This window comes from Dyella terrae (assembly GCF_004322705.1).
In the GTDB taxonomy this organism is placed as follows: domain Bacteria; phylum Pseudomonadota; class Gammaproteobacteria; order Xanthomonadales; family Rhodanobacteraceae; genus Dyella_D; species Dyella_D terrae.
The window spans coordinates 137,290-160,035 of sequence record NZ_SIZZ01000002.1 but is presented as its reverse complement, the minus strand read 5'-3'; the positions used below and the strand labels follow the sequence as shown (position 1 = coordinate 160,035).

Annotated in this window: 22 protein-coding genes; 13 read left to right on the top strand and 9 right to left on the bottom strand. The window is 65.1% G+C overall.

All coding sequences use genetic code 11. From position 1 onward, the window contains the following. Positions 1-19 precede the first annotated feature (19 nt). Entirely contained in the window at positions 20-2,932 is a 2,913-nt protein-coding gene (locus EYV96_RS11605) for a M16 family metallopeptidase (RefSeq protein WP_131151722.1), read from the bottom strand. Between the two features lie 268 nt (positions 2,933-3,200). Between EYV96_RS11605 and EYV96_RS11600 the strand changes: the two genes are divergently transcribed. Genes EYV96_RS11600 through EYV96_RS11565 form a run of 8 tightly spaced genes read left to right on the top strand, consistent with a single transcriptional unit; the run spans position 3,201 to position 8,674 of the window. After that, the gene (locus tag EYV96_RS11600) at positions 3,201-3,404 is read left to right on the top strand and encodes a hypothetical protein (RefSeq protein WP_131151721.1); all 204 of its coding nucleotides are present in this window, start codon (positions 3,201-3,203) and stop codon (positions 3,402-3,404) included. Between the two features lie 58 nt (positions 3,405-3,462). Further along, on the top strand, positions 3,463-3,927 hold the full coding sequence (gene trmL / locus EYV96_RS11595; RefSeq protein ID WP_131151720.1) for a tRNA (uridine(34)/cytosine(34)/5-carboxymethylaminomethyluridine(34)-2'-O)-methyltransferase TrmL: 465 nt from the start codon (positions 3,463-3,465) through the stop codon (positions 3,925-3,927). A gap of 45 nt (positions 3,928-3,972) precedes the next feature. After that, complete coding sequence (locus EYV96_RS11590) at positions 3,973-4,623, top strand: ubiquinone biosynthesis accessory factor UbiJ (RefSeq protein ID WP_131151719.1); 651 nt, start codon at positions 3,973-3,975, stop codon at positions 4,621-4,623. A 5-nt stretch (positions 4,624-4,628) separates the two neighbouring features. Continuing rightward, positions 4,629-6,266 (top strand): ubiquinone biosynthesis regulatory protein kinase UbiB, encoded by a 1,638-nt coding sequence (gene ubiB / locus EYV96_RS11585; RefSeq protein WP_240732602.1) that lies wholly within the window; start codon positions 4,629-4,631, stop codon positions 6,264-6,266. Positions 6,267-6,293: 27 nt separating this feature from the next. Continuing rightward, the gene (locus EYV96_RS11580) at positions 6,294-6,992 is read left to right on the top strand and encodes a pseudouridine synthase (RefSeq protein ID WP_131151717.1); all 699 of its coding nucleotides are present in this window, start codon (positions 6,294-6,296) and stop codon (positions 6,990-6,992) included. A 34-nt stretch (positions 6,993-7,026) separates the two neighbouring features. Further along, positions 7,027-7,449, top strand: a complete 423-nt coding sequence (gene arfB, locus EYV96_RS11575) for an alternative ribosome rescue aminoacyl-tRNA hydrolase ArfB (protein ID WP_131151716.1) — start codon at positions 7,027-7,029, stop codon at positions 7,447-7,449. An 8-nt stretch (positions 7,450-7,457) separates the two neighbouring features. Continuing rightward, positions 7,458-8,039, top strand: coding sequence for a 1-acyl-sn-glycerol-3-phosphate acyltransferase (locus EYV96_RS11570; RefSeq protein ID WP_240732474.1), 582 nt, complete (start codon positions 7,458-7,460; stop codon positions 8,037-8,039). A 2-nt stretch (positions 8,040-8,041) separates the two neighbouring features. Then, the gene (locus EYV96_RS11565) at positions 8,042-8,674 is read left to right on the top strand and encodes a LysE family translocator (RefSeq protein WP_131151714.1); all 633 of its coding nucleotides are present in this window, start codon (positions 8,042-8,044) and stop codon (positions 8,672-8,674) included. Here the strand turns inward: EYV96_RS11565 and EYV96_RS11560 are convergent. Further along, positions 8,671-9,711, bottom strand: a complete 1,041-nt coding sequence (locus EYV96_RS11560) for a LysR family transcriptional regulator (RefSeq protein ID WP_131151713.1) — start codon at positions 9,709-9,711, stop codon at positions 8,671-8,673. The genes EYV96_RS11565 and EYV96_RS11560 overlap by 4 nt on opposite strands. A 123-nt stretch (positions 9,712-9,834) precedes the next feature. Here EYV96_RS11560 and aceB point away from each other — a divergent pair, with 123 nt between their 5' ends. Further along, positions 9,835-11,433, top strand: coding sequence for a malate synthase A (gene aceB, locus EYV96_RS11555; protein WP_131151712.1), 1,599 nt, complete (start codon positions 9,835-9,837; stop codon positions 11,431-11,433). A 45-nt stretch (positions 11,434-11,478) separates the two neighbouring features. Then, the gene (aceA, locus tag EYV96_RS11550) at positions 11,479-12,777 is read left to right on the top strand and encodes an isocitrate lyase (protein ID WP_131151711.1); all 1,299 of its coding nucleotides are present in this window, start codon (positions 11,479-11,481) and stop codon (positions 12,775-12,777) included. A 47-nt stretch (positions 12,778-12,824) separates the two neighbouring features. Here aceA and EYV96_RS11545 read toward each other — a convergent pair whose 3' ends face one another. After that, positions 12,825-14,615: a cation:proton antiporter gene (locus EYV96_RS11545; protein ID WP_131151710.1), complete on the bottom strand. Its 1,791-nt coding sequence runs from the start codon at positions 14,613-14,615 to the stop codon at positions 12,825-12,827. A 468-nt stretch (positions 14,616-15,083) separates the two neighbouring features. Between EYV96_RS11545 and EYV96_RS11540 the strand changes: the two genes are divergently transcribed. Continuing rightward, a complete protein-coding gene (locus EYV96_RS11540) occupies positions 15,084-16,106 on the top strand; it encodes a YncE family protein (protein WP_131151709.1) in 1,023 nt (340 codons plus the stop codon). A 13-nt stretch (positions 16,107-16,119) separates the two neighbouring features. On the opposite strand, the gene EYV96_RS11535 is transcribed toward EYV96_RS11540, so the two are convergent. Beyond that, positions 16,120-17,616 (bottom strand): YifB family Mg chelatase-like AAA ATPase, encoded by a 1,497-nt coding sequence (locus tag EYV96_RS11535; protein ID WP_131151708.1) that lies wholly within the window; start codon positions 17,614-17,616, stop codon positions 16,120-16,122. Between the two features lie 156 nt (positions 17,617-17,772). Beyond that, a complete protein-coding gene (locus tag EYV96_RS11530) occupies positions 17,773-18,030 on the bottom strand; it encodes an accessory factor UbiK family protein (protein ID WP_131151707.1) in 258 nt (85 codons plus the stop codon). A gap of 190 nt (positions 18,031-18,220) precedes the next feature. Between EYV96_RS11530 and glnK the strand changes: the two genes are divergently transcribed. Further along, positions 18,221-18,559, top strand: coding sequence for a P-II family nitrogen regulator (gene glnK / locus EYV96_RS11525; protein ID WP_131151706.1), 339 nt, complete (start codon positions 18,221-18,223; stop codon positions 18,557-18,559). Positions 18,560-18,620: 61 nt separating this feature from the next. Here the strand turns inward: glnK and EYV96_RS11520 are convergent, their stop codons facing one another. Continuing rightward, positions 18,621-19,160 (bottom strand): CcdC protein domain-containing protein, encoded by a 540-nt coding sequence (locus EYV96_RS11520; protein ID WP_131151705.1) that lies wholly within the window; start codon positions 19,158-19,160, stop codon positions 18,621-18,623. Between the two features lie 189 nt (positions 19,161-19,349). Then, positions 19,350-20,096, bottom strand: a complete 747-nt coding sequence (gene gpmA / locus EYV96_RS11515) for a 2,3-diphosphoglycerate-dependent phosphoglycerate mutase (RefSeq protein ID WP_131151704.1) — start codon at positions 20,094-20,096, stop codon at positions 19,350-19,352. Between the two features lie 141 nt (positions 20,097-20,237). Here gpmA and EYV96_RS11510 point away from each other — a divergent pair, with 141 nt between their 5' ends. Further along, a complete protein-coding gene (locus tag EYV96_RS11510; RefSeq protein WP_131151703.1) occupies positions 20,238-20,903 on the top strand; it encodes a DUF4097 family beta strand repeat-containing protein in 666 nt (221 codons plus the stop codon). 81 nt (positions 20,904-20,984) lie between these two features. Here the strand turns inward: EYV96_RS11510 and hemF are convergent, their stop codons facing one another. Together hemF and EYV96_RS11500 are read right to left on the bottom strand one after the other, a co-directional pair. Then, a complete protein-coding gene (gene hemF / locus EYV96_RS11505) occupies positions 20,985-21,887 on the bottom strand; it encodes an oxygen-dependent coproporphyrinogen oxidase (protein WP_131151702.1) in 903 nt (300 codons plus the stop codon). 77 nt (positions 21,888-21,964) lie between these two features. Then, positions 21,965-22,678 carry a YdcF family protein gene (locus EYV96_RS11500; protein ID WP_240732472.1) on the bottom strand — a complete coding sequence of 238 codons (714 nt, stop codon included), beginning with the start codon at positions 22,676-22,678 and terminating at the stop codon, positions 21,965-21,967. Positions 22,679-22,746: the final 68 nt, after the last annotated feature.

The following is a 22,746-nucleotide window of genomic DNA, read 5'->3' as shown; positions in this document are numbered from 1 at the left end:
CTCGCCACGCCGTTCACGATCACTTGCCGGACTTCGCCTTGGCTTCGCCCTTGCCTGCCGCCTTCGCGGCCGGCTTGGTCGACGTGACCGGCTTGCCATCGGCGTCGATCACATGCAGTTCGCCGAGGTTGAGCGCACGCACCGGGGCTTCGATCTTCTTCAGATCGCCCACGATCACCCAGGTCAGCGCCTGCGGATGGACGATCTCGGTGATCGCCGCCTGGGCGCTCTTCTGGCTCACCGCTTCGGTGTGCTGCTTGAGCGTCTGCACGTAGTCGTCTGGGCGACCGTACTGCACGATGTCATTCACCGCCGCCAGCACTTCGGACGTGGTTTCGAAGCTGCCCGGCAGACCGCGGATGTTGGACGACTTGATCTTGTCGACCTCCGCCTGCGTCAGCGGACGCGAACCGACGACCTCGTCCGACTCCTTACGGACCTCGTTGGCCGACTCGGCCGTCTTGTCGGTCTGCACCGGCGCGTACATCAGGAACGGACGCTGGCCCGTCGCATCGCGCAGGAAGCTGAAGGCACCGTAGGCCCAACGCTTGTCTTCGCGCAGATTCATGTTGAGGCGCGAGGTGAAGCTGCCGCCGAAGGCACCGTTGGCGACGTCGATGTCGATGTCGTTCGGGGCCTTGCTGGACGGTGCCAGGAGACCTGCGAGGATCAGCGACTGCGGCGCATCCGGACGATCGATCAGGAACACGCGCGGCTTCGGCTGGGCGGCCACGGTGGCGACGTTCTTGGTCGGGACCGGGGTGGCCGGCGCCTTCCAGTCATCGAACACCGCTTCGAGCTGCGGAATGATCTTGTCGAGCGTGGTGTCGCCGGCCACGAGGATCTTCACGTTGTCCGGGCGCAGCCAGTCGCCCTGGAACGCCGCAAGATCGGCCGCCGTGATCGACTTGATCGCCGCTTCCGTGCCGGTGCCGGTGAACGGAATGCCATAAGCATGGCCGGCGCCGTAAAGCAGCGGCGGCAGCGTACGCAGGGCCAGGCCGGTGGGCTGGGTCTTTTCCTGCGCGATGCTCGCCAGCCACTGGCCACGGATGCGCTCGATGTCTTCCGCCTTGAAGGCCGGGTTGCGCACGATGTCGGCGAACAGTTCAAGCGACGGCTTGAGCTGATCATTCAGTGCATTGAGCGACGCGGTGCAGGTGTCCAGGCCGCAACCGATGCTGGTGATCGCACCCAGGCGCTGCTTGCGCTTGGACACTTCCACCGAATCGAGCTGCTTGGTGCTCTCGTTCATCAGCGTGGTGGTGAAGCTGGCGGTGCCGAGCTTGCGACCCTGGTCCGCCGCATAGCCGGCGTTGAACAACAGGCGCACCTGCGTGACCGGCACGGTGTGACGCTGCGCGAGCACCACTTCGATGCCATTCTTGAGCTTGCCGCGTTCGAGCTTCGGGAAGGTCAGGTCGGGGAACTTGGTGACGTCGGGCACGCCCTTGGCGCGATCGACGGTGTTCTTCTCGACCGTGAAGTCCTTGGCCGCCGGCACCTTCGCTTCGGGACGGCCGGTGGCATCGCCGAGCGCGACGACCTTGGCGTCTTCCGCATCCGGATTGAAGCCCTTGCCCGCCGGCAGCACCGTGAGCACGTAGTCGCCCTTGGTGAGCCACTTGTCAGCCGACGCTTTGACCGAACCGATGGTCGCGGCATCCATGATCTGCAGGTCTTTCTTGTAGGCCGCCGGATCGCCGCGATAGACCTGGCCTTCGGCCAGGATCACGGCCTTGCCGCCGAAGCCGCCGACCTTTTCCAGGCCACGGGTGAAGGCGGCACGCGTACCGACCTTGGCGCGATCGAGTTCGTCCTGGGTCGGGCCCTGGGCGAGGAACTTCTGCAGTTCGTCGGCTATGGCCGCTTCGACCTTGGCCGGATCCACGCCTTCCTTCACGTCGGCCTGAATCTGGAACTGACTGGCCAGCGCAAACGGCGCGATGCTGGCGGACACGTCATCGACCAGCTTGTCCTGGTAAACCAGGCGCTGGTACAGGCGCGAGGTCTTGCCGCCACCGAGCGCGGTCGAGGCGAGATCCAGCGCGATGGCGTCTTCGGTACCCAGCTGCGGCACGACCCAGGTGCGGTAGATGCGCGGCTGCGACACGTGGTCGTGCTGCGTACCGCGCGTGGACTTGGTCAGCGGCGTGATCCACGGCTGCTGGCGCGGCACCGGCGGGCCAGCCGGGATGTCGCCGAAGTACTTGGCAACCTTTTCCTTGGCCTGGGCCACGGTGATGTCGCCGGCCAGCACGATGGTGGTGTTGGCGGCGCCGTAGTAGTCGTGGAACCACTGCTTCACGTCAGCCAGCGAGGCGGCATCCAGGTCGGCCATGGAGCCGATGGTGTCGTGCTGGTAGGGGTGATTGGCCGGATAGGTGTTGGACAGGATGTTCTGGTCCACGCGGCCATACGGACGGTTCTCGCCCTGGCGCTTTTCGTTCTGCACGACGCCGCGCTGGGTATCCAGCTCCTTCTGGCCGATGGCGCCCAGCAGGTGCCCCATGCGATCCGATTCCATCCACAGCGCCATGTCCAGCGCGGTGGTCGGCACGGTTTCAAAGTAATTGGTGCGGTCGAACCAGGTGGTGCCGTTCATGTCGGTGGCACCGGCCAGCTCGAACGGCGCGAAGTACGTGCCCTTGTGGTTCTCGGAGCCCGAGAACATCAGGTGCTCGAACAGATGCGCAAAGCCGGTCTTGCCCTTGGGTTCGTCGCCGGAGCCGACGTGGTACCAGATGCTCACGGCCACCACGGGCGCCTTGTGATCCTCGTGGACCACGACGGTCAGGCCGTTGGGCAGGGTGAAGCGGGTAAAGGCGATGTCGGGGGTGGACTGGCTCGCCGGTTCGGCGGCCATGGCCGGCATGACGCCGCCCGAGATGGACATCAGCCCGGCGATGAGCAGGGCCAGCGGTTTACGCATGAGGTGAACCTCCTGTTTCACGGAACCTCCGAGGCTAGTAGTGGTGATCGAGAACCGCAAATGACCAACGGCACGCGCCGGAACGGACAGGTTTTGGTGTGTCCGGACGCTGTCCGCGCCGGTACGTACGCTGTCCGCGGACAATCCAGCGAACCTGAATGGGCGACGAAAATATCGGCATTTCAGTCACTTGTTAGTGAACGAACGGTTGGCACGGGCCTTGCCATATCTGGGGTGCAGGACCCCATTTGTTCATCGGAGCATGACCATGAAGTTCGAAGCCTTGATGTTGCGCGGCCTGTTCGTCGCCTGCCTGGCGATGTGCGGCCTGATCCTCGGTGCCATGGTGACGGCCAAGCCCGAAGCGGTTCGTCTGGCCGCGACCGCGGCAGCCGGCCAGGTGGTGATGTCGGCCCATTCGGATTGCATGCTTCCCCCGGACGGCATCGTCTGCCCGCGCATCAGCAGCTGATCGACCCGCTCCACGGGCGATCAGCCACGCCCTGCACAAAAGCATCGATAATGGCCGGATGCTGCATGTCATCCTTTTCCGACCCGAAATTCCGCCGAACACCGGCAACGTCATCCGCCTCTGCGCCAACACGGGTGCCTCGCTGCACCTGATCCGGCCGCTGGGCTTCGAGCTCGATGACGCGCGCCTTCGCCGCGCCGGGCTGGACTACCACGAGTACGCAAGCCTTGCTGTCCATGACGATATGGACAGCTGTCTGGTAGCCATCGGGCCTACCCGGGTCTTCGCGTTTTCGACGCGCGGTCGCGTGGCCCACGTCGACGCCCGCTTCCAGGACGGCGATACCCTGTTGTTTGGGTGCGAAACGGCCGGCCTTCCGGGCGAAGTGCTCGACGCCATTCCCGCCGAACAGCGCCTGCGCCTGCCGATGCGCCCGAATAGCCGCAGCCTCAATCTGTCGAACACCGTGGCCATCGCCGTGTACGAAGCCTGGCGCCAGATGGGATTCGACGGCGCGGCCTGACGCGGCAGCGGATGCCATCCACCGGCCTGCGGCTACAATGCGCGGATGACCGACGCCACCCCACGCTCCTTCTTGCCGCGCCCCTTGCGCGTCGTCGCCGGCCGCGCGCTGGAGACCGCGCTCAACCACGTGCTGTCACTGGACCCGGACACGATCCAGCGCCTTGAAGCGCTCGACGGACGCAGCGTGCAGCTGACCCTCGACGGCCCCGGCCTCGCCCTGGCGATCACCGTGGAGCAAGGCCGCCTGAAGGTCGGCCCCGCGGCAGACGATAGCCACCTGCGCGTGCGCGCCTCGCCGGGCAGCCTGCTGGCCATGGCACTGCGTCGGGACGAAGACGGTGTGTCGCCGGGAAAGGTGGATATCGCCGGCGATGCCGATCTCGCCCGTCGCCTGGAAAAACTCGCCAGCAAGTTCGCCCCCGATTTTGAAGAAGCCTTCGCCCGCACCTTCGGCGACGTGCTCGGCGTCCCCCTGGCCAAAGCCGTGCGCAAAGCGCTTGAGCAGGCCAAGCGCAGCGCATCCCACCTCACCGAAGACACCGCCGACTGGCTGCGCGATGAAATTCGTGTCGCGATGGCGCCGGGTGAAGTGGAAGGATTTCTCGATGGCGTGGACGCGCTGCGTGAACGCAGCGAGCGCCTGGAAGCCCGTCTCGCCCGCCTGGAGCGCCAGGCGAAAGGATCGCGCGCGTGACGCCGTTGAAAGTGATACCGCGCGTGATGCGCGTCGCTTCCGTGCTGCTGGCCTACCGCCTCGACGAACTGGTCGACGACGCGCACCTGTTCCGCCCGCTCAAGCTGGTGCGTCCGTTCGTGTCGCGCCCGAAGGTCGACGTCTCACAGCTGTCGCGCGGTGCGCGCCTGCGACTCGCCCTTACCGAACTCGGCCCCATCTTCGTCAAGGCCGGCCAGGTGCTGTCGACGCGCCGTGACCTGGTGCCAGCCGATATCGCCGACGAACTCGCGCTGCTGCAGGATCAGGTGCCACCGTTTCCGGGCAGCGAAGCGCGTGCGATTGTCGAGAGCCAGCTGAAGGCGCCCGTCGCCACGCTGTTCGCCGGCTTCGACGAAAACGCCCTCGCCTCAGCCTCCATCGCTCAGGTGCACGCGGCAACGCTCCACGACGGCCGCGAAGTCGTGGTCAAAGTGTTGCGCCCCGGCATCGACAAGCGCATCGAACGCGACATCAAGCTGCTGCATTCGCTCGGCGAACTGGCCAACCGCTGGCACCCGAACGCCGACAAGATCCGTCCGCTCGACGTGGTGGCGGAAGTCGAGAAGATGCTCGAGAACGAGCTGGACCTGCAGCGCGAAGGCGCCAGCGCCAGCCTGCTGCGCCGCAATTTCGTCAGCGGCGTGGACCTCTACGTTCCCGAAGTGCACTGGGACCTCACCAGCGAACGCGTGCTGACGCTCGAACGCGTGCACGGCGTGAGCTGCGACGACATCGCTGCCATCGATGCGGCGGGCGTCGATCGCAAAGCGCTCGCGGTGAAGGGCGTGCGCGTGTTCTACGAACAGGTGTTCCGCGACAATTTCTTCCACGCCGATGCGCACCCGGGCAACATTTGGGTGGACGTCGAGCGCGCCAGCGAACCGCGTTTCATCGCGCTGGATTTCGGCATCATGGGCTCGCTGCCCGAGGCCGACCAGTATTGGCTGGCGCAGAACTTCATCGCGCTGTTCGAGCGCGATTACGCGCGCATTGCGCAGCTGCATATCGACGCCGGCTGGATGCCCGGCACGGTGCGCGTGGATGAGCTGGAAGCGGCGGTGCGCACGGTGTGCGAGCCCTACTTCACGCGCCCGCTGTCGCAGATTTCGTTGGCGGAGCTGGTGGTGAAGCTGTTCCAGACCGCGCGCAAGTTCGAGCTGGTGCTGCAGCCGCAGCTGATCCTGTTGCAGAAGACGCTGCTGAACATCGAAGGCGTCGGTCGCATGCTCGATCCGGAGATCGACATCTGGGCCGTGGCGCATCCGGTGCTCAAGCGCATCCTGCGCGAGCGCTACAGCCCGCGCCGGACGCTGCGCGAAGTGCGCAAACGCCTGCCCGAGTGGTTCCACGCGGCACCGCAGTTCCCGGAACTGATTCGCGATGCGCTGCGCCAGACCGCGCGTGGCGAACAGCGCCAGCTCGTCGATCCGCAGGCTCTGGTGCAGCGGCGCGAGGAATCGGTGCGTCAGCAGCGCACGCTGATCGCCGGCTTGCTGGGCGCGACGTTGATCATCTGCGCCGTGCTCATTGCCACGCTCGCGCCGATGCGCAGCTTCTGGTTTCCCGCGCTTGCCACCGTGGCTGGCGTCATCAGCTTTGCCGTGGGCTGGCGCCGTCGCTGACGCTATTCAGCTCACTTTCTGAATCTCATGCTCGACATCCTCTACGCCGACGACGCGATCATCGCCGTCAACAAGCCCGCGGGTCTGGCCGTCCATCGCTCCAAGATGGTCGGCAACGCGGACGAATTCCTGATCGACCTGCTGCGCGATCAGGTCGGCGGCACCGTGTACCTGGCGCATCGTCTGGACCGCGCCACCAGCGGCGTGCTCCTGATCGCCCGCTCGACCGAGGTCGCCTCGGCGCTGGGCGAACAGTTCATGGGCCGCGATGTGCACAAGCAATACCTGACCGTGGTGCGCGGCTGGCCCGACCCCGAAGAGGGCGTGGTGGACTACCCCCTGCCCGGCTCGCGCGACACCGGCCCGCGCCGCGATGCGCGCACGCGCTTCCAGCGCCTGGCCACGGTCGAGGTGCCGATCGAACTGGGTCGCTATCCGCAGCAACGCTATGCCCTGGTCCTGGCCGAGCCGGAAACTGGCCGCTTCCGACAGATCCGCAAGCACATGGCGCACCTCCATCATCCCGTCATCGGCGACTGCCAGCATGGGCGCAGCGACCATAACCGCCTGTACAAGCAGTACTTCAGCTGCCATCGCATGCTGCTGCACGCCTGGCGCCTGTCGTTCCGACACCCGGTCAGCGGCGAGCCGATGCGGATCGAGGCGCCGCTCGACCCGGCGTTTGCCGGCGTGATGGCGCGGTTCGGCTGGTCGATGCCCGCGTAACCCCGCACCCACGGACACCCGCTAGAATTTGGCCATGCTTACCGTCAGCCGATCCATCGCCCTGCCCGAGACCGAGCTGACCGAGCGTTTCCTGCGCGCCGACGGCCCTGGGGGCCAGCACGTCAATCGCACCGAGAGTGCGGTGGAGCTGCGCTTTGACGTGGTCAACTCGCCGTCCCTGCCCGAACCGGTCCGCGCGCGCCTGCTGGCCCGTCGCGACCGCCGCCTGACCGATGACGGCGTACTGGTGATCCAGGCCCGCCGTTTCCGCGATCAGGGCCGCAACCGTGACGACGCCCGCGAACGCCTGGTCGAGATCATCCGCAGCGCGCTTGAGCCACCCAAACCCCGCATTGCCACCAAGCCCACCCGGGCCTCGAAAGAACGTCGTCTCGCCGGCAAGCAGCAACGCTCGCGCGTCAAGCAAGGGCGCTCGCGCTCATGGAGCTCCGAATGAAATCACCCATGTTGCCGCCCTCCCCGCCGTCGGCACCCAAACTCAACAGCCGCTTCTGGCCCTGGCTGGCGCGCGTGCTGCTGCGGATGTCGGGATGGCGCCTGGTCGGCACGCTGCCCGACGTCCCCAAGCTGATTCTGATCGGCGCGCCGCATTCGTCCTATTGGGATGGCTTGTGGGGCCTGCTGATGAAGATCGGCCTGGGCGTGGACATCAACATCATGATCAAGAAGGAAGTGCTGGATGGGCCGCTGGGCCTGATCCTGCGCCCCATCGGCATGATTCCGATCAATCGCAAGGCGGCACTGAACGTGGTCGACCAGATGGTCGAGCGCTTCAATGCCAAGGATCGCCTGTGGCTGGGCATCACGCCCGAAGGCACGCGCAAAAAGGTCACGCACTGGAAGTCCGGTTTCCTGCGCATCGCGCATGATGCCAATGTGCCGATCCAGACGCTGTTCCTCGATTACCCCACCAAGACGTTCACGCTCGGCCCGGTCGTCACCACGACGGACGACCACGAGGCCGACATGGCGCGTATCCGCGCGCTGTTCAAACCCTATCGCGGCAAGCATCGCAACACGGAATGATCATGGAATCCCTGGGCATCCATCAGTTTGGCGCGTTCCTGCTGGCCTGCGTTGCGCTGTCGCTGACGCCCGGGCTCGACACGTTCTACATTCTCACGCGCAGCGGTCGCGAAGGACGCACGGTGGGTGTGGCGGCGGTGCTTGGCGTCAATGCCGGATGCATCGTGCACACGCTGGCGGCAACGCTCGGCATCTCCGCGATCCTGATGACGTCGGCGCTCGCCTTCAGCGTGCTCAAGTACGCGGGCGCGGCGTATCTCGTGTGGATCGGCGTGCGCATGCTCTTGTCGCGCAGCGAGGGTCCGCGTGAAGCCGTCACGCGCGGCAGCGGTTTTTCCGCCGCCTTCCGCCAGGGCATGCTGACCAATGTGCTCAATCCGAAGGTGGCACTCTTCTTCCTCGCCTTCTTGCCGCAGTTCGTTTCGCCGCATGCGGCCCATCCGCAACTGGGACTGCTCGTGCTCGGCGTGGCCTTTATCGGCGTGGGCATGACGTGGTCGATGGTGCTGGCGATGCTCGGCGGCCACATGCATCGCTGGATGCATGGACGTCCCAAAGCCAGTCGCTGGATGGATCGCGTGTGCGGTGGCGTCTTGCTTGGCTTCGGCGTGAAGCTCGCCACGCAGCGCATCTAACGTTCGGAGTGGCCTGACTCGTCGTAGTCGCGATGGGTCAACATGCCCGGCTTGATGAGATCGATGAACGCTCGCGCCTCGGCGCTGAGGAATTTACCCTTGCGCATCACCACGCCGTAGCTGCGTTGGGGGAAGTATTGCCTGAGGTTGCGCACGGCCAGTCGCCCGCGATCGGCTTCCGTGATGCAGATGCCGGTGACGATGGAAATGCCCAGGCCCATCGCGACGTATTCCTTGATGACGTCCCAGCCACCCACTTCGATGGCGACGTGGTACGGCACCTGCCGTTGCTGAAAAACGAGATCGACCAGTCGATACGTGGAGAGGCGTTGCGGCGGCAGGATCAAGCCATAGGGCGACAGGTCTTCCAGCGTGATGCTGGTCTTGTGCGCCAGCGGGTGGTCCGGCGGCGTGATCAGCATCGGGTCGTAGTGGTAGATCGGTGCCCAGGCGATGTCGTGCGGAACATCGAGCATCGAGCCGACCGCGAAATCCGCCTCGTCCGCGCGTAGCAGCGCCATGCCGTCCTTGCCGGTGACATTGGCCAGCTGCAACTGCACCGCAGGAAACGTCTCGCGATAGCGGCGAACCAGATCCGGCAGCAGGTACTGGATGGTCGAGGTGCCGGCGGCAATGGTCAGGCGCCCGGATTGCAGGCCTTTCACCTTCGCCTGGAATTCGCGATCGAGGCTCTCCCAACCTTCCACTAGCGGTCGCGCCAGTTCGTAGAGCGCCTCGCCCGCATCGGTGAGGTTGATGCGTCGCCGGCTGCGTTCGAGCAGCTGAACGCCCAGCTCGCGCTCCAGGGCCTGGAGCTGGAGACTCACACTCGGCTGAGACAGAAAGAGCGCCTCGGCGGCGCGTGTCAGGGTGCCTAGCTTGACCGTGTACACAAAGGCACGCAGCTGCTTTTGCCGGTTGCCCTTGTAGTAGAACCGACCGCTCTCACCGGCCTCCCTACGCGGACGCACGGTTCGTTTGGTCGTTGATTTACGACTTTTCCGTGCCTTGTTCAGCTTTTCGGGCGGCGTTTTCATAGCGAACCGTCAATGGCTTACACCATGCATTGAATTTGATAATACCAATAATTGAAACATTTGCTTTGTCAAAGCCAATCCGTGGGACCTAGTGTCATCCCATCGTCATCGCGGAGAACGCTCATGGCTGTCCCCAAGGAACGCATCCTTCTTCAGCCGGCCCAGATCCATGCGGCAACCGGCCCGAGCCACGCCCAGATCCTGACCCCGGAGGCGCTCGCCTTCCTGGCCGGACTGCACCGCCGCTTCGACGGCCGCCGCAGGGAGTTGCTGGCCGCCCGCCGCGAGCGCCAGGCCCGCTACGACGCTGGCCAGCTACCGGATTTCCGCGCCGACACGGCCGCCATTCGCGAGGGCCAGTGGACCGTCGCCCGCATCCCGACCGCCCTGCTCGACCGCCGCGTCGAAATCACCGGCCCGGTTGAGCGCAAGATGATCATCAACGCGCTCAACTCCGGCGCGAAGGTGTTCATGGCCGACTTCGAGGATTCGAGCGCGCCGACCTTCGCCAATCAGATCGACGGCCAGATCAACCTGCGCGACGCGGTCAACGGCGACATTTGCCACACCTCGCCGGAAGGCCGTTTCTATCGCGTCAACGACAACCCTGCCGTGCTGATCGTGCGTCCGCGCGGCTGGCATCTGCCCGAACGTCACGTCACCGTCGACGGCGAAACGATGGCCGGCGCGCTGGTCGACTTTGGCCTGTTTGCTTTCCACAACGCCCGCACGCTGCAGGCACGCGATCGCGGCCCGTACTTCTACCTGCCCAAGCTCGAAGCCATGGAAGAGGCCGCGCTGTGGGACGAGGTGATGTCCGCCACGGAAGAAGCGCTCGACCTGCCGCACGGCTGCATGAAGGCCACGGTGCTCATCGAGACGCTGCCGGCGGTGTTCCAGATGCACGAGATCCTGCACGCCCTGAAGGATCGCGTCGTCGGCCTCAACTGCGGCCGCTGGGACTACATCTTTTCCTACCTGAAGACCTTCCGCGGCCATCGCAATCGCCTGCTGCCGGAACGCAGCCAGGTGCAGATGACGGTGCCGTTCCTTAAGGCCTATTCGGAACTGCTGATCCAGACTTGCCACCGTCGCGGCGCCTTCGCCATGGGCGGCATGGCGGCGCAGATCCCGATCAAGGGCGACGAAGCGGCGAACGATGCCGCGCTGGCCAAGGTGCGCGCCGACAAGTTGCGCGAAGTGCAGGCCGGACATGACGGCACCTGGGTCGCGCATCCGGCGCTGGTGCCGGTGGCGCAGGAGATCTTCGACAAGTACATGCCCTCGCCGAACCAGCTCAATGTGGTGCGCGCCGATGTCAGCGTGACGCGCGACCAGCTGATCGCACCCTGCGCCGGCTCGATCAGCCGCGCGGGCTTCGACAACAACGTCGACGTCGCCCTGCGCTACACCGCTGCCTGGCTCGACGGCCTCGGTTGCGTGCCGATCCATCACCTGATGGAAGACGCGGCCACGGCCGAAATCGCCCGCTCGCAGCTGTGGCAATGGCTGCATCACGGCAACGTCGAATTCACCGACCACGCGCCGATCAACGTCGTGCTGTTCGATCAGGTGCTCGCCGCGCACACACATCGCCTGCGCGCCAGCCAGCACCCGGGCGCCGCGCGCGCCGACGAAGCGGCCACGCTGCTTGCCCAACTCACGCATGCCGAACAGCTCGGCGACTTCCTCACCCTGCCCGCTTACGCCCAGCTGCACTGAGCGACCAAGCCTCAAACGTATCTCGCGAATCGAAGGAGTTTTGCCATGAAGAGCCAACTGCCGACCGCCGAACAGATCGCGCTGGACTGGAAGAACAATCCCCGCTGGAAGGGCATCGAGCGCAATTACGGCGCCGACGACGTGACCCGCCTGCGTGGCACGGTCGCGGTGGAACACACGCTGGCCCGTCGCGGCGCCGAGCGCCTGTGGAAGTCGCTGCACAAGGAAGACTTCGTCAATGCGCTGGGTGCATTGACCGGCAACCAGGCCATGCAGCAGGTGAAGGCCGGCTTGCAGGCGATCTATCTCAGCGGCTGGCAGGTGGCAGCGGACGCCAATCTCGCCGGCGAAATGTATCCCGATCAGTCGCTGTATCCGGCCAACTCGGTGCCGCAGGTGGTCAAGCGTATCAACAACACACTGATGCGCGCGGACCAGCTGCATCACGCCGAAGGTAACGACGACACCGACTGGATGGTGCCGATCGTCGCCGATGCCGAAGCGGGTTTCGGCGGCGTGCTCAATGCCTTCGAACTGATGAAAGCGATGATCGAAGCCGGGGCTGCGGGCGTGCATTTCGAAGACCAGCTCGCATCCGTGAAGAAGTGCGGCCACATGGGCGGCAAGGTGCTGGTTCCGACGCGTGAAGCTGTCGACAAGCTCAATGCGGCGCGCCTGGCCGCCGACGTGCTCGGCGTGCCGACCCTGCTGGTCGCACGCACCGATGCCGATGCGGCCGACCTGCTCACCTCGGACATCGACGACAACGACAAGCCGTTCATCACCGGCGAACGCACCGTCGAAGGCTTCTTCCGCGTACGCCCGGGCCTGGACCAGGCGATCAGCCGTGGCCTCGCCTACGCGCCGTATGCCGATCTGATCTGGTGCGAAACCAGCAAGCCGAATCTGGAAGAAGCACGCAAGTTCGCTGAAGCGATTCACGCGAAGTTCCCCGGCAAGCTGCTCGCCTACAACTGCTCGCCGAGCTTCAACTGGAAGAAGAACCTCGACGACGCGACCATCGCGAAGTTCCAGAAGGAACTTGGCGCCATGGGCTACAAGTTCCAGTTCATCACCCTGGCCGGCTTCCACAGCCTCAACTACGGCATGTTCGATCTGGCGCATGGTTATGCGCGCCGCCAGATGAGTGCGTTTGTCGAATTGCAGGAGCGTGAGTTCGCCGCGGCCGATCGCGGTTTCACCGCCGTGAAGCACCAGCGTGAAGTGGGTACGGGCTACTTCGATCAGGTGACGCAGGCGATCCAGCAAGGCAAGTCGTCGACGACGGCGCTGAAGGGCTCGACGGAAGAAGCGCAGTTCCATGCGCGGGCTTCGGCGGCCTGAGATGTGCGTCCACTCCCCTTCGCATGCGAAAGGGAGTGGACATAAGGCTAGGTCACCCCGATGCCCGGTGGCACCAGTGCGATGATGTGCCACCCCGGTCGCGGCTCAAGCTCTCGCTTGGCCGACGCGACGCGCAGCGCACCGCGTTCCTCCACGCCGAACATCAACACCGTATTCGAGCCGTACTGCTCGATGAAGTTCGGCCAGTCGAACGTCGCCGTGAGTTTGGTCGACTTGATGCGCCAGCCGCGATCGAGCAGCGCGCCGAAGCGCGCATGGGTCATGTCCTCGGCGAACAGCGGCGGTGCCAGCAAGTTGGTGGCAAACGCGTCGCGGTCCTTGTCAGCGGTTGGCGGCCGGATGCGCAGCCGGTAAACGCGCTCGCGGCCAAACTCCTGGCGATAGTGCACGGACACCAGTGAATTGCGCTCGCGATTGGTCGACATGGCCAGCAGGCGACCGACGCCCGTGAGGTCCAGGTGCCGCTCCGCGTAATTCGAGGCGGGATAGCCGTAGAAGGTCGAGAAACCTTCCATGCGTGCTGCGCTGATGCCATCCCAGTCGTCATCGGCGATCACCACGCGAAATCCGGCGTCGACCAGTGATTGCGCGACGGCGCGCGACACGCGGTCCGCACCGAAGATGAGCACGCCCGTGGGATCGGGCTCGGCCACCTTGAGCCAACGCGCCAGGGGCCTCGCGGTGGCGCTTTGCAGCACCACCGTGCCGATGATCAGGATGAAGACCAGGGGCACGAGCGCCCCAGCATCGTTCATGCCCAGGGCATCGAGCTTCAGGGCAAACAAGGCGGACACGGCGGCGGCCACGATGCCGCGCGGCGCCACCCACGCGATGAGTGCGCGCTCGCGCCATGTCAGGACGCTGCCGATCGTCGACAGAAGCACCGTGACGGGACGAACGATGAACTGAGCCACCAGGAAGATGGCGACACCCGCCCAGCCCATGCCATCGGGCAAGGGCAAGGTGAGTCGCGCGGCGAAGAGAATGAAGAGAATCGACACCAGCAAGGTGGTGAGGCTCTCCTTGAAGTCCAGGATGTCCTCGATATGCACGCCGCGCATGTTCCCCAGCGCGATGCCCATCACCGTGACGGCGAGCAGGCCGGACTCGTGGGCCAGTTCATTCGACAAGGTAAAGGCCAGTAACACGGCGACAAGCGTGCCGAAATTCTGCAGGTAATCGGGAATCAGGTGGCGGCGCAGAAGTGCGCCAAGTATGAGCGCCGCGACATAGCCCATCAGCGCCCCTGCGCCGATGGTGGTCAGGAAGATCCAGAGGCTGTGCCCTTCGCGACGCGACACGATGGCCTCGAAGATCAGCACGCCGAACAGCGCGCCCAGCGGATCGATGACGATGCCTTCCCAGCGCAGCGTATTGGCGATGCGTGCGTTGGGACGCACGGTGCGCAGCATGGGAGCAATCACGGTAGGCCCGGTGACGCAGGTCAGCGCGCCAAACAACCAGGCGATTTCCCAGCGCAGGCCGGCCAGCAGATGCGCGGCGCCCGCGAGCAGGATCACCGAGAGCACGGCGCCGTAAGTCACCAGGCCGCGCACCGCCGGTCCGATGCCGGGCAGCTCCTGGAATTTCAGGGTGAGGCTGCCTTCAAACAGGATGATCGCAACGGAGAGTGACGCGACGGGAAACAGCATGTCGCCCAGAAGATGCTCGGGATGCAGCCATCCCGCGACTGGCCCGAGCAGGATGCCCGCGAGCAACAGGAAGAGAATGGCCGGAAGCCGCACGCGCCACGCGAGCCACTGCGAGAAGAAGCCGATCGCCAGGATGCCGGCGAGAACCAGGCTCAGTTCCATCATGCGCTCACACTCCCCCAGGCTGGCGATGGCGCGCTTCGAACGGCGCGCCGCCAGAGCATCCCTTAAGGAACGCGCAGGATTCGTATAGCCAACCGGATCATCCGCCGATGGCCTGCGCCAAAACAAAAACGCCCTCTCGGGGGACCCGGAGAGAGCGAATCAAACGGCAAACGGCAGGAGCTTTTTGAGATGCCGAACCCCGGTATCGGACGGGGGGAGGGAGGAGGGGCCGATACCGGGGCGGCGGGGGGACGTAGTCCATAAGAGAACTCGTCGGTGCAGATATTAGATTGTTCGGGAGACAAGTCAATACCCGTCAGTACATAAATTCGGATTTGACTTATTTATTCCACACAATCATGCCTTTAGGACCCACGTTTGTTGTTGCCTCCGGTTCGGACAACGTCCTCTAAGCTCTTTATAAGCGCGCCTCGGCTACTCCTGCATGATCACCCTGAGGACTCCGCCATGTACGTCATCCCGCTGCGAGCACTTGCCGTCGCCCTGGCCCTGCTGCCCTGCCCCGCAGGCTTGCTGGCGGCCGACGCCCCGCCCGTCCAGGTCATCAAGCGGATTCCCCTGGGAGGCACGGGTGGATGGGATTACCTGGCTGTCGATCCGGCGCACCACCACCTTTTTGTCAGCCATGGCGACAGGGTGATCGTGGTCGATACCTCCGACGACCACGTCGTGGCCGACATCCCGGACACCCAGGGCGTGCATGGCATCGCCGTCGCGCCAGAGCTGGGCCAGGGGTTCACCAGCAACGGTGCCGCCAACGCCGTCACCGTCTTCGACCTGGCCAGCCTGAAGACGCTCGCCACGATCCCGGGCACGGGTGCCAATCCCGATGCGATCCTTTTCGACCCCATGTCACACGATGTCTTCACCTTCAACGGCAAGGCGCACAGCGCCAGCGTCATCGATCCCGAAAAGCGCAGCGTGGTGGCCACGATCGATCTACCGGGCAAGCCGGAATTTGCCCAGGCGGACGGCGCGGGGCATATCTTCGTCAACATCGAAGACCGCGCCGAGATGGTGCAGATCGACGCCTTGCAACGCAAAGTCACGCGCACCTGGTCACTCAAGCCTTGCGAGTCACCCAGCGGCCTGGCGATGGACAAGGCACATCACCGGCTGTTCTCGGTTTGCGACAACGAGACGATGGTGGTCAGCGACGCCACGAAAGGTCGCGTCGTAGCGAAGCTGCCGATCGGACAAGGCCCGGATGCCGTGTCGTTCGACGATGACACGGGAACCATCTACACCTCCAATGGACACAGCGGCAATCTCACCGTGATCCATCAGGACGGCGTCAACCGGTATCACGTCGTGGCGACGGTGCCGACGCAGGTCGGTGCACGAACGCAAGCGCTCGATGCATCAGCGCACCGGCTCTATCTGTCGGTGGGTGAGCGAAGCGTGGCGGCGGCCGGCAAGCCTGCCACGACCGAGGCCGGCACGTTCCAGGTGCTGGTGCTCGGGTACTGACGGAACGACGGCCTCACAGGCGGCGGTATTGCAGCGCCTCGGCCAGATGCGCGCGATCCAGCGTACCGGCGCCGCCATCGAGGTCGGCGATGGTGCGTGCCACGCGCAAGGTACGGTGATAGGCACGCGCCGACAGGCCGAGTCGTTCGAGCGCGCCGTCGAACCATGTGCGTTCGGTGGGCCCCAGGGCGCAATCGCGTTCCAGTTCGCGCGTACTGATTTCAGCGTTGGAACGACCGGCACGCATGAGTGCCTGGTGGCGCGCCCTGATCACGCGCGCCCGCACGGTGGCGGAATCTTCATCGTGCGCGCTTCGTCGCGCACTCAGATCGGATAGCGGCTGACGCGGGACATCGACGCACATGTCGATGCGGTCGAGCAGCGGTCCGGAGATCCGCGAACGATAGCGTTGCACCTGGTCGGGCGTGCAGCGGCAACGCTGGCGCGGATCACCCGCATATCCGCAGGGACACGGATTCATCGCGGCTACGAGCTGGAATTGCGCAGGAAACGTCGACTGGCGCGCCGCGCGTGAAATGACGATGCAACCGGATTCGAGTGGCTCGCGCAGCACGTCGAGTACGTGTCGCGTGAATTCGGGGAGTTCATCAAGGAACAGCACGCCGTTGTGCGCAAGCGAGATTTCGCCCGGACGGGGCTGCGAACCGCCGCCGACGAGCGCTGCAGCCGATGCTGTGTGATGCGGCGACCGGAACGGCCGCCGACGCCATTGCGCCGGATCCACTTCCTGTCCGGCCACCGAGAGGATGGCGCAGGTTTCCAGCGCCTCCGATTCCGACATGGGTGGCAGGATGCCGGGCAAGCGCTCGGCCAGCATGGTCTTGCCCGTGCCCGGCGGCCCCATCAGCAGCAGGTGATGTCCACCCGCCGCGGCGATCTCCAGTGCGCGGCGCGCCTGGCGCTGGCCGCGGACATCGATCAGGTCCGGGCCGGAGCGCTCTTCGATCGCTTCGACACCGAGCGGGACGGCCAGATCCCGGGCGCCGCACAGCCACCCACAGACATCGCTCAGGGTGTCGGCGACGCGAACGTCGGCGTCCGGGATCAGGGCAGCTTCGGCGGCATTGGCGCGAGGCACCACCACCTTGCGCCCGCGCGCACGGGCTCGCAGCAGCGCAGGCAGCACGCCGGAGACGCCACGCAACGCGCCTGACAAGGCGAGCTCACCGAGAAATTCGCAGTCGTCGAGCTTCTCGCGCGGAACCTGGTTCCCGGCCGCGAGGATGCCCAGGGCGATGGCCAGGTCAAAACGGCCGCCATCCTTGGGCAGCTCGGCGGGCGCCAGGTTCACGGTGACGCGGCGGTTGGGGTATTCGAAAGCAGTGTTCTGGATAGCCACGCGCACGCGGTCGCGCGCTTCGCGCACGGCGGCTTCAGGCAGGCCGACGATGTTGGTGCCGGGCAGTCCACCGGATAGATGGACTTCGACCATGACCTGCGGCGCGCTCACACCTTCCTGCGCGCGGCTCAACGTTACCGCGAGGCTCATGGGACGTCGGGGTGACGGACATCAGGTGAGTCGCTACCGGACTGAAACATGGGCGACTCCCTTCGATGCGCGCGCGATAGACATGACCGCCCCCGATCGTTCTCGGGGTGAGGGTGACGGATCGGGGGCGGCTCCCGGGAGGGAGGACTTACCTGTCTAGCCCTCGCGTGCACCCAGGCTGGATTCCAGCTCGGCGACCCGGCGTTCGAGTTCGTCGACCTTGGCTCGCGTCCGCGCAAGCAGAAGGCTCTGAACTTCGAATTCCTCGCGAGTGACTAGATCAAGGCGGCGCAGTCCCTGCGCCAGGACATCGGAAAAGTTGGCGCGCAAATCCTCATGCGCTTTTGCCAATCCTGGCGGGACCAACGAAACAAGTCGTGAAGCGAGCTGGTCGATATCCTGTCTATCCATCATGGATAGCACCTCGAACCGGTCGATCCAAAGTTTACGTAAAGGTCAAATTCACACGCCATCGGCCTGCTCCACTGGTTAATGTAGGAATTCTCCTACACGAGACGATTCAGGCGACAAGCCAAGGCCCCAAAAGGCAGAATGCACGCCTGTACCGGGCCTGCGCCCGGCACCCTTCTGACGAGGAATATCCATGAAACTGGTGGTCGCAGTCATCAAGCCGTTCAAACTCGACGATGTGCGCGAGGCGCTGGCCGAAGTCGGCGTACAGGGCGTCACGGTGACCGAGGTGAAGGGTTTTGGCCGCCAGAAGGGCCATACGGAACTGTACCGCGGCGCCGAGTACGTGGTCGATTTCCTGCCCAAGATCAAGCTCGAAGTCGCCGTGACGGACGATCAGCTGGACCGGGTGGTGGAAGCCATCTCCCAGTCGGCGCGTACCGGCAAGATCGGCGACGGCAAGATCTTCGTCAGCTCGCTGGAGCAGGTGATCCGGATTCGAACGGGCGAACTGGATAACGACGCGCTCTGAGCGCCCGCCAGAAACGCAAACGGGCGGCCGCATCGCAGCCGCCCGCATCCGGACACGCGTCTTACTCGGTCGCTGAAGCCGGACCACCGAGCTCGCCGCGCTGGAAGCGACGGTGATGGATCAGCAGGCCGATGAAGTAGGCGATGTAGTAGCCGAACGTCAGGCCGATCACCACGAAGGTCAGCGCGCTGTTGCCCATCGGCGGCGCATGCGCGGCGATGGCCGGGTCCTGCATCTGCGGCATCACGTAGAGGAAGCGCCAGGCCAGGCGACCCACCAGCAACACCGTCAGGCCGGCACCGATCCAGGGATTGGGCAGGTAGATGTCTTCGCCCGCGGCATTGCGGCCGAAGGTGGTCAGCTTCAGCCCCAGCAGGCCGAGCCCGCCACCGAGCGCGAGGCCGCCGAGCAGGCCTTCCAGCAACCGGATGTTGTAGAGGCCAGCCGTGGCGGAGAGGCAGGCCACGATGAAGAACATCACCACGCGCCCCATCATCCGCTTGCGCCGGATCGGCTGCATGCCAAAGCTGCCGCGCACGCGGCGATAGATGGCCAGCGCCATGAGGGGCGCCATGATGACGGGGAAGACAGGCACTGCCATGGGAAACCTCCGTGTGTGTCGAGACTGCTGATTCAGCGTATCCGTTGATGGCAATGGTTTCGATTGACGCGCCACAGGATCTGCAGGTGACAGCCGTCAGGTGGGAATCAGCAAGAAACGGTGAACGGTAAACAGTGAACGGGTAAAAGCTGGGCTCCGTTTACCGTTTTCCGTTCTTCCCTTTACTGATCACCCTTTCGCCTTGCCCTGGTTCGCCACGGCGGCCATCTTCGCCGCGATCGCGTCGGCGTCGCCGAGGTAATAGCTGCGCAGCGGCTTCAGGTCGGCGTCGAATTCATACACAAGCGGCACGCCGTTGGGGATATTGAGCTCGACGATGGCTTCGTCGGAGATGTTGTCGAGGTACTTCACCAGCGCGCGCAGCGAATTGCCGTGGGCCGCGACGACGACACGCTGGCCGGAACGGATGGCCGGCGCCAGCACGTCATGCCAGTACGGCATCACGCGATCCACGGTGTCCTTCAGGCATTCGGTATCGGGAATGACCGACGGATCGAGGCCGGCGTAGCGCGGATCCTGCACCGCCTCGTTGTCGGCGCGATCAAGCGCCGGCGGCGGAATGTCGTAGCTGCGGCGCCACACCTTGACCTGGTCCTCGCCGAATTTGGCCGCCGTCTCAGCTTTGTTGAGGCCCGTCAGCGCGCCGTAGTGACGCTCGTTGAGGCGCCAGTCGGTGATCACCGGGATCCACAGCAGATCCATCGCGTCCTGGACGCCCCACAGCGTGCGCACGGCGCGCTTGAGCACCGAGGTGTGAGCCACGTCAAAGGTGTAGCCGTTTTCCTTCAGCAAGCGCCCCGCCTCGGCCGCCTCGGCGCGGCCCTGCTCGGTCAGGTCGACATCGGCCCAGCCGCTGAAGCGGTTGTCGAGGTTCCACTGGGATTGGCCGTGACGGATCAGGACGAGCTTATGCATGGCGGGGGCTGCTTGGCGGGAAAGAGGGAATGGTGAGGCCCGCTTTCCGGGGCGTCAAATCCCGCCCGTGTCAAAGGTCACGCTAAACCTTAGGCCGCAGGGGTGCATCCTAGGCTAGGAACCGTTCAATGGAGTCGAACCATGCGCCGTACCCTGCTCATCCTCAGCCTTGCCCTCGCCCTGCCCCTGGCCGCCCTGGCCAAAGACAACGATATCGACAAGATCAACGGCACCGTCCGCGTCGAAAACGGCCAGACCGCCGGCGACGTCAGCACGGTCAACGGCGCGGTCCGCATTGGCGACAACGCCACGGTGGAAAAGGCCAGCACCGTCAACGGCTCGGTCGAGCTGGGCGACAAGTCGCAGGCTAAAGAGATTTCCACCGTCAACGGCGGCGCTTCGCTGGGTGCCGGTTCACGCGTGACCGGCACCGTCGAAACCACCAATGGCTCCATCCGCCTCAATCGCGGCGCGGAAGTGCTGGGCAAGGTCAGCAACGTCAATGGATCGATCAACCTCGAAGGCGGCCACGTCGCCAAGGGCATCGAAACCGTCACCGGCGACGTATACGTGGGCACCGATTCCCACGTGGAAGGCGGCATTCTGGTCGACAAGCCCAGCGGCTGGTTCAGCAGCCGTCGCAACCGCCCGGTGCACGTGGTCATCGGCCCGCATGCCGTGGTCCAGGGCACGCTCGACTTCCGTCGTGAAGTGATCCTGCACGTGAGCGATTCGGCGACGATCGGCCCGGTGAAGGGCGCGACGGCCGTGAAGTTCAGCGGCAGCGAGCCGCCGTCGATCGACTGATCGTGCGTCACGCGCGGGAAGCGCGGGTGTCGCCGGATGACGGAGGGGTCACCGGCTCATGCGCGCTTCCCACGCCCTTGATCAAACCCAGTCGCGCGGCTTCAGGTAATCCGCCAGCCGCGCTTCCGCCGAGCCGGCTTCAGGCTCGTACGCATACTCGAAGCGCACGCGCGGCGGCAGGCTCATCAGGATGGATTCGGTGCGCCCGCCGGACTGCAGGCCAAACAGCGTGCCGCGGTCGTAGACGAGATTGAACTCCACGTAGCGGCCGCGCCGATAGAGCTGGAACTCGCGCTCGCGCTCGCCATAAGGCGTGTCCTTGCGACGTTCGGCGATGGGCAGGTAGGCATCCAGGAAACCTTGGCCGACATCGCGGGTAAAGGCGAAGCAGCGATCGAATCCGCCCTCGTTGAGATCGTCGTAGAACAAGCCACCGACGCCACGCGTTTCACTGCGATGCTTGAGATAGAAGTACTCATCGCACCATTTCTTGTAGCGCGTATAGACGTCCGCACCATACGGCGCGCAGAGGTTCTGTGCGACCTGGTGCCAGTGCCGCACGTCGTCCTCGAACGGATAGAACGGCGTCAGGTCAAAGCCGCCGCCAAACCACCACACCGGCTCCACGCCTTCCTTGCTGGCTTCGAAGTAGCGCACGTTGGCGTGCGTGGTCGGCAGGTACGGATTACGCGGGTGCAGCACCAGCGACACGCCGGTGGCAACGAAACTACCGCCGGCCAGTTCAGGGCGATGCGCCGTGGCACTGGGCGGCAACTGGTTGCCGTAGACACGCGAGAAATTGACGCCCGCCTGTTCGAACACCGCGCCATCGCGCAGCACGCGCGTGCGGCCGCCACCACCGGCAGCACGCGTCCAGGCGTCTTCCTCGAAGCGCGCGCTGCCGTCGAGCTGCTCGATCGCCTGGCAGATGCGGTCCTGCAATTCACGCAGGAACAGTTCGGCGCGGTCGGCTTGCTGGCTCATCGAAAATCCCGGGATGGCGTGACGAAAGCGCCAGCTTAACAAGTGCGGCCGGGCCTGCCGATGCGGCGTCGCGTCGCTCAGCTGAGCCGCGTGACCATCCGCTCATGGCCGATGAGCCGCGCCCAGCGCCAGCCCAGATCGATCCACATCACGTAACCCGATTCTGCGGCAAGGCGCTTCCACAGGCGGACATTCCAGCTCAGGCGGTCTTCCGCGCCGACGGGATAGCACCGGTCGAACCCCAGGCGCCGCGCCAACATGCGGCAGCGCGCCAGGTGATAGCGGCTGGTGACCAGGGCAACCGGCGGCAGCCCGGCGCGCAGGGGGCCCTCTTCCTGCAGCAGGGCGCGGGCGTGTCGCAGGTTTTCGAGGGAGTCGATCGACGCCTGTTCCAGCACGACGCGGGTACCTGCGGGCAGGCCGCGCTGGTGCAGCCACGCTGCGCCGGCCGCCGCCTCGCTCAGTCGTCCACCGCCATGGCCGCCCAGCAGCAACAGGGTGTCGCTCTGGCCGTGGCGCACCAGTGCCAACGCACGAGCGAGGCGCGCCTGGAAGTCGGCCTCGGGCTCGTCATGGACCAGCTTTCGTCCGAAGACCAGGACCGTCATCGCCCGATCCAGGGTTAGAGGACTCCGCCGCGCCACCCGCCAGACGTGCAACCAATACGCCGCCCAGACGATGCCTCCCGTCGCCACCACGGCCAGGCCGGTGATGGCCGCCGCGTGCAACACGTCGCGATCGCTCAGGTAGCGCCAGGGACCGCGTTTCAGGACAGAAGTGAGCCGGAACAAGCGCCGCGCCAGGGTTGGTTGCGAATCAACCTATTCTCCTGCGCCGGCATTGCCAAGAGCTAGCCCGA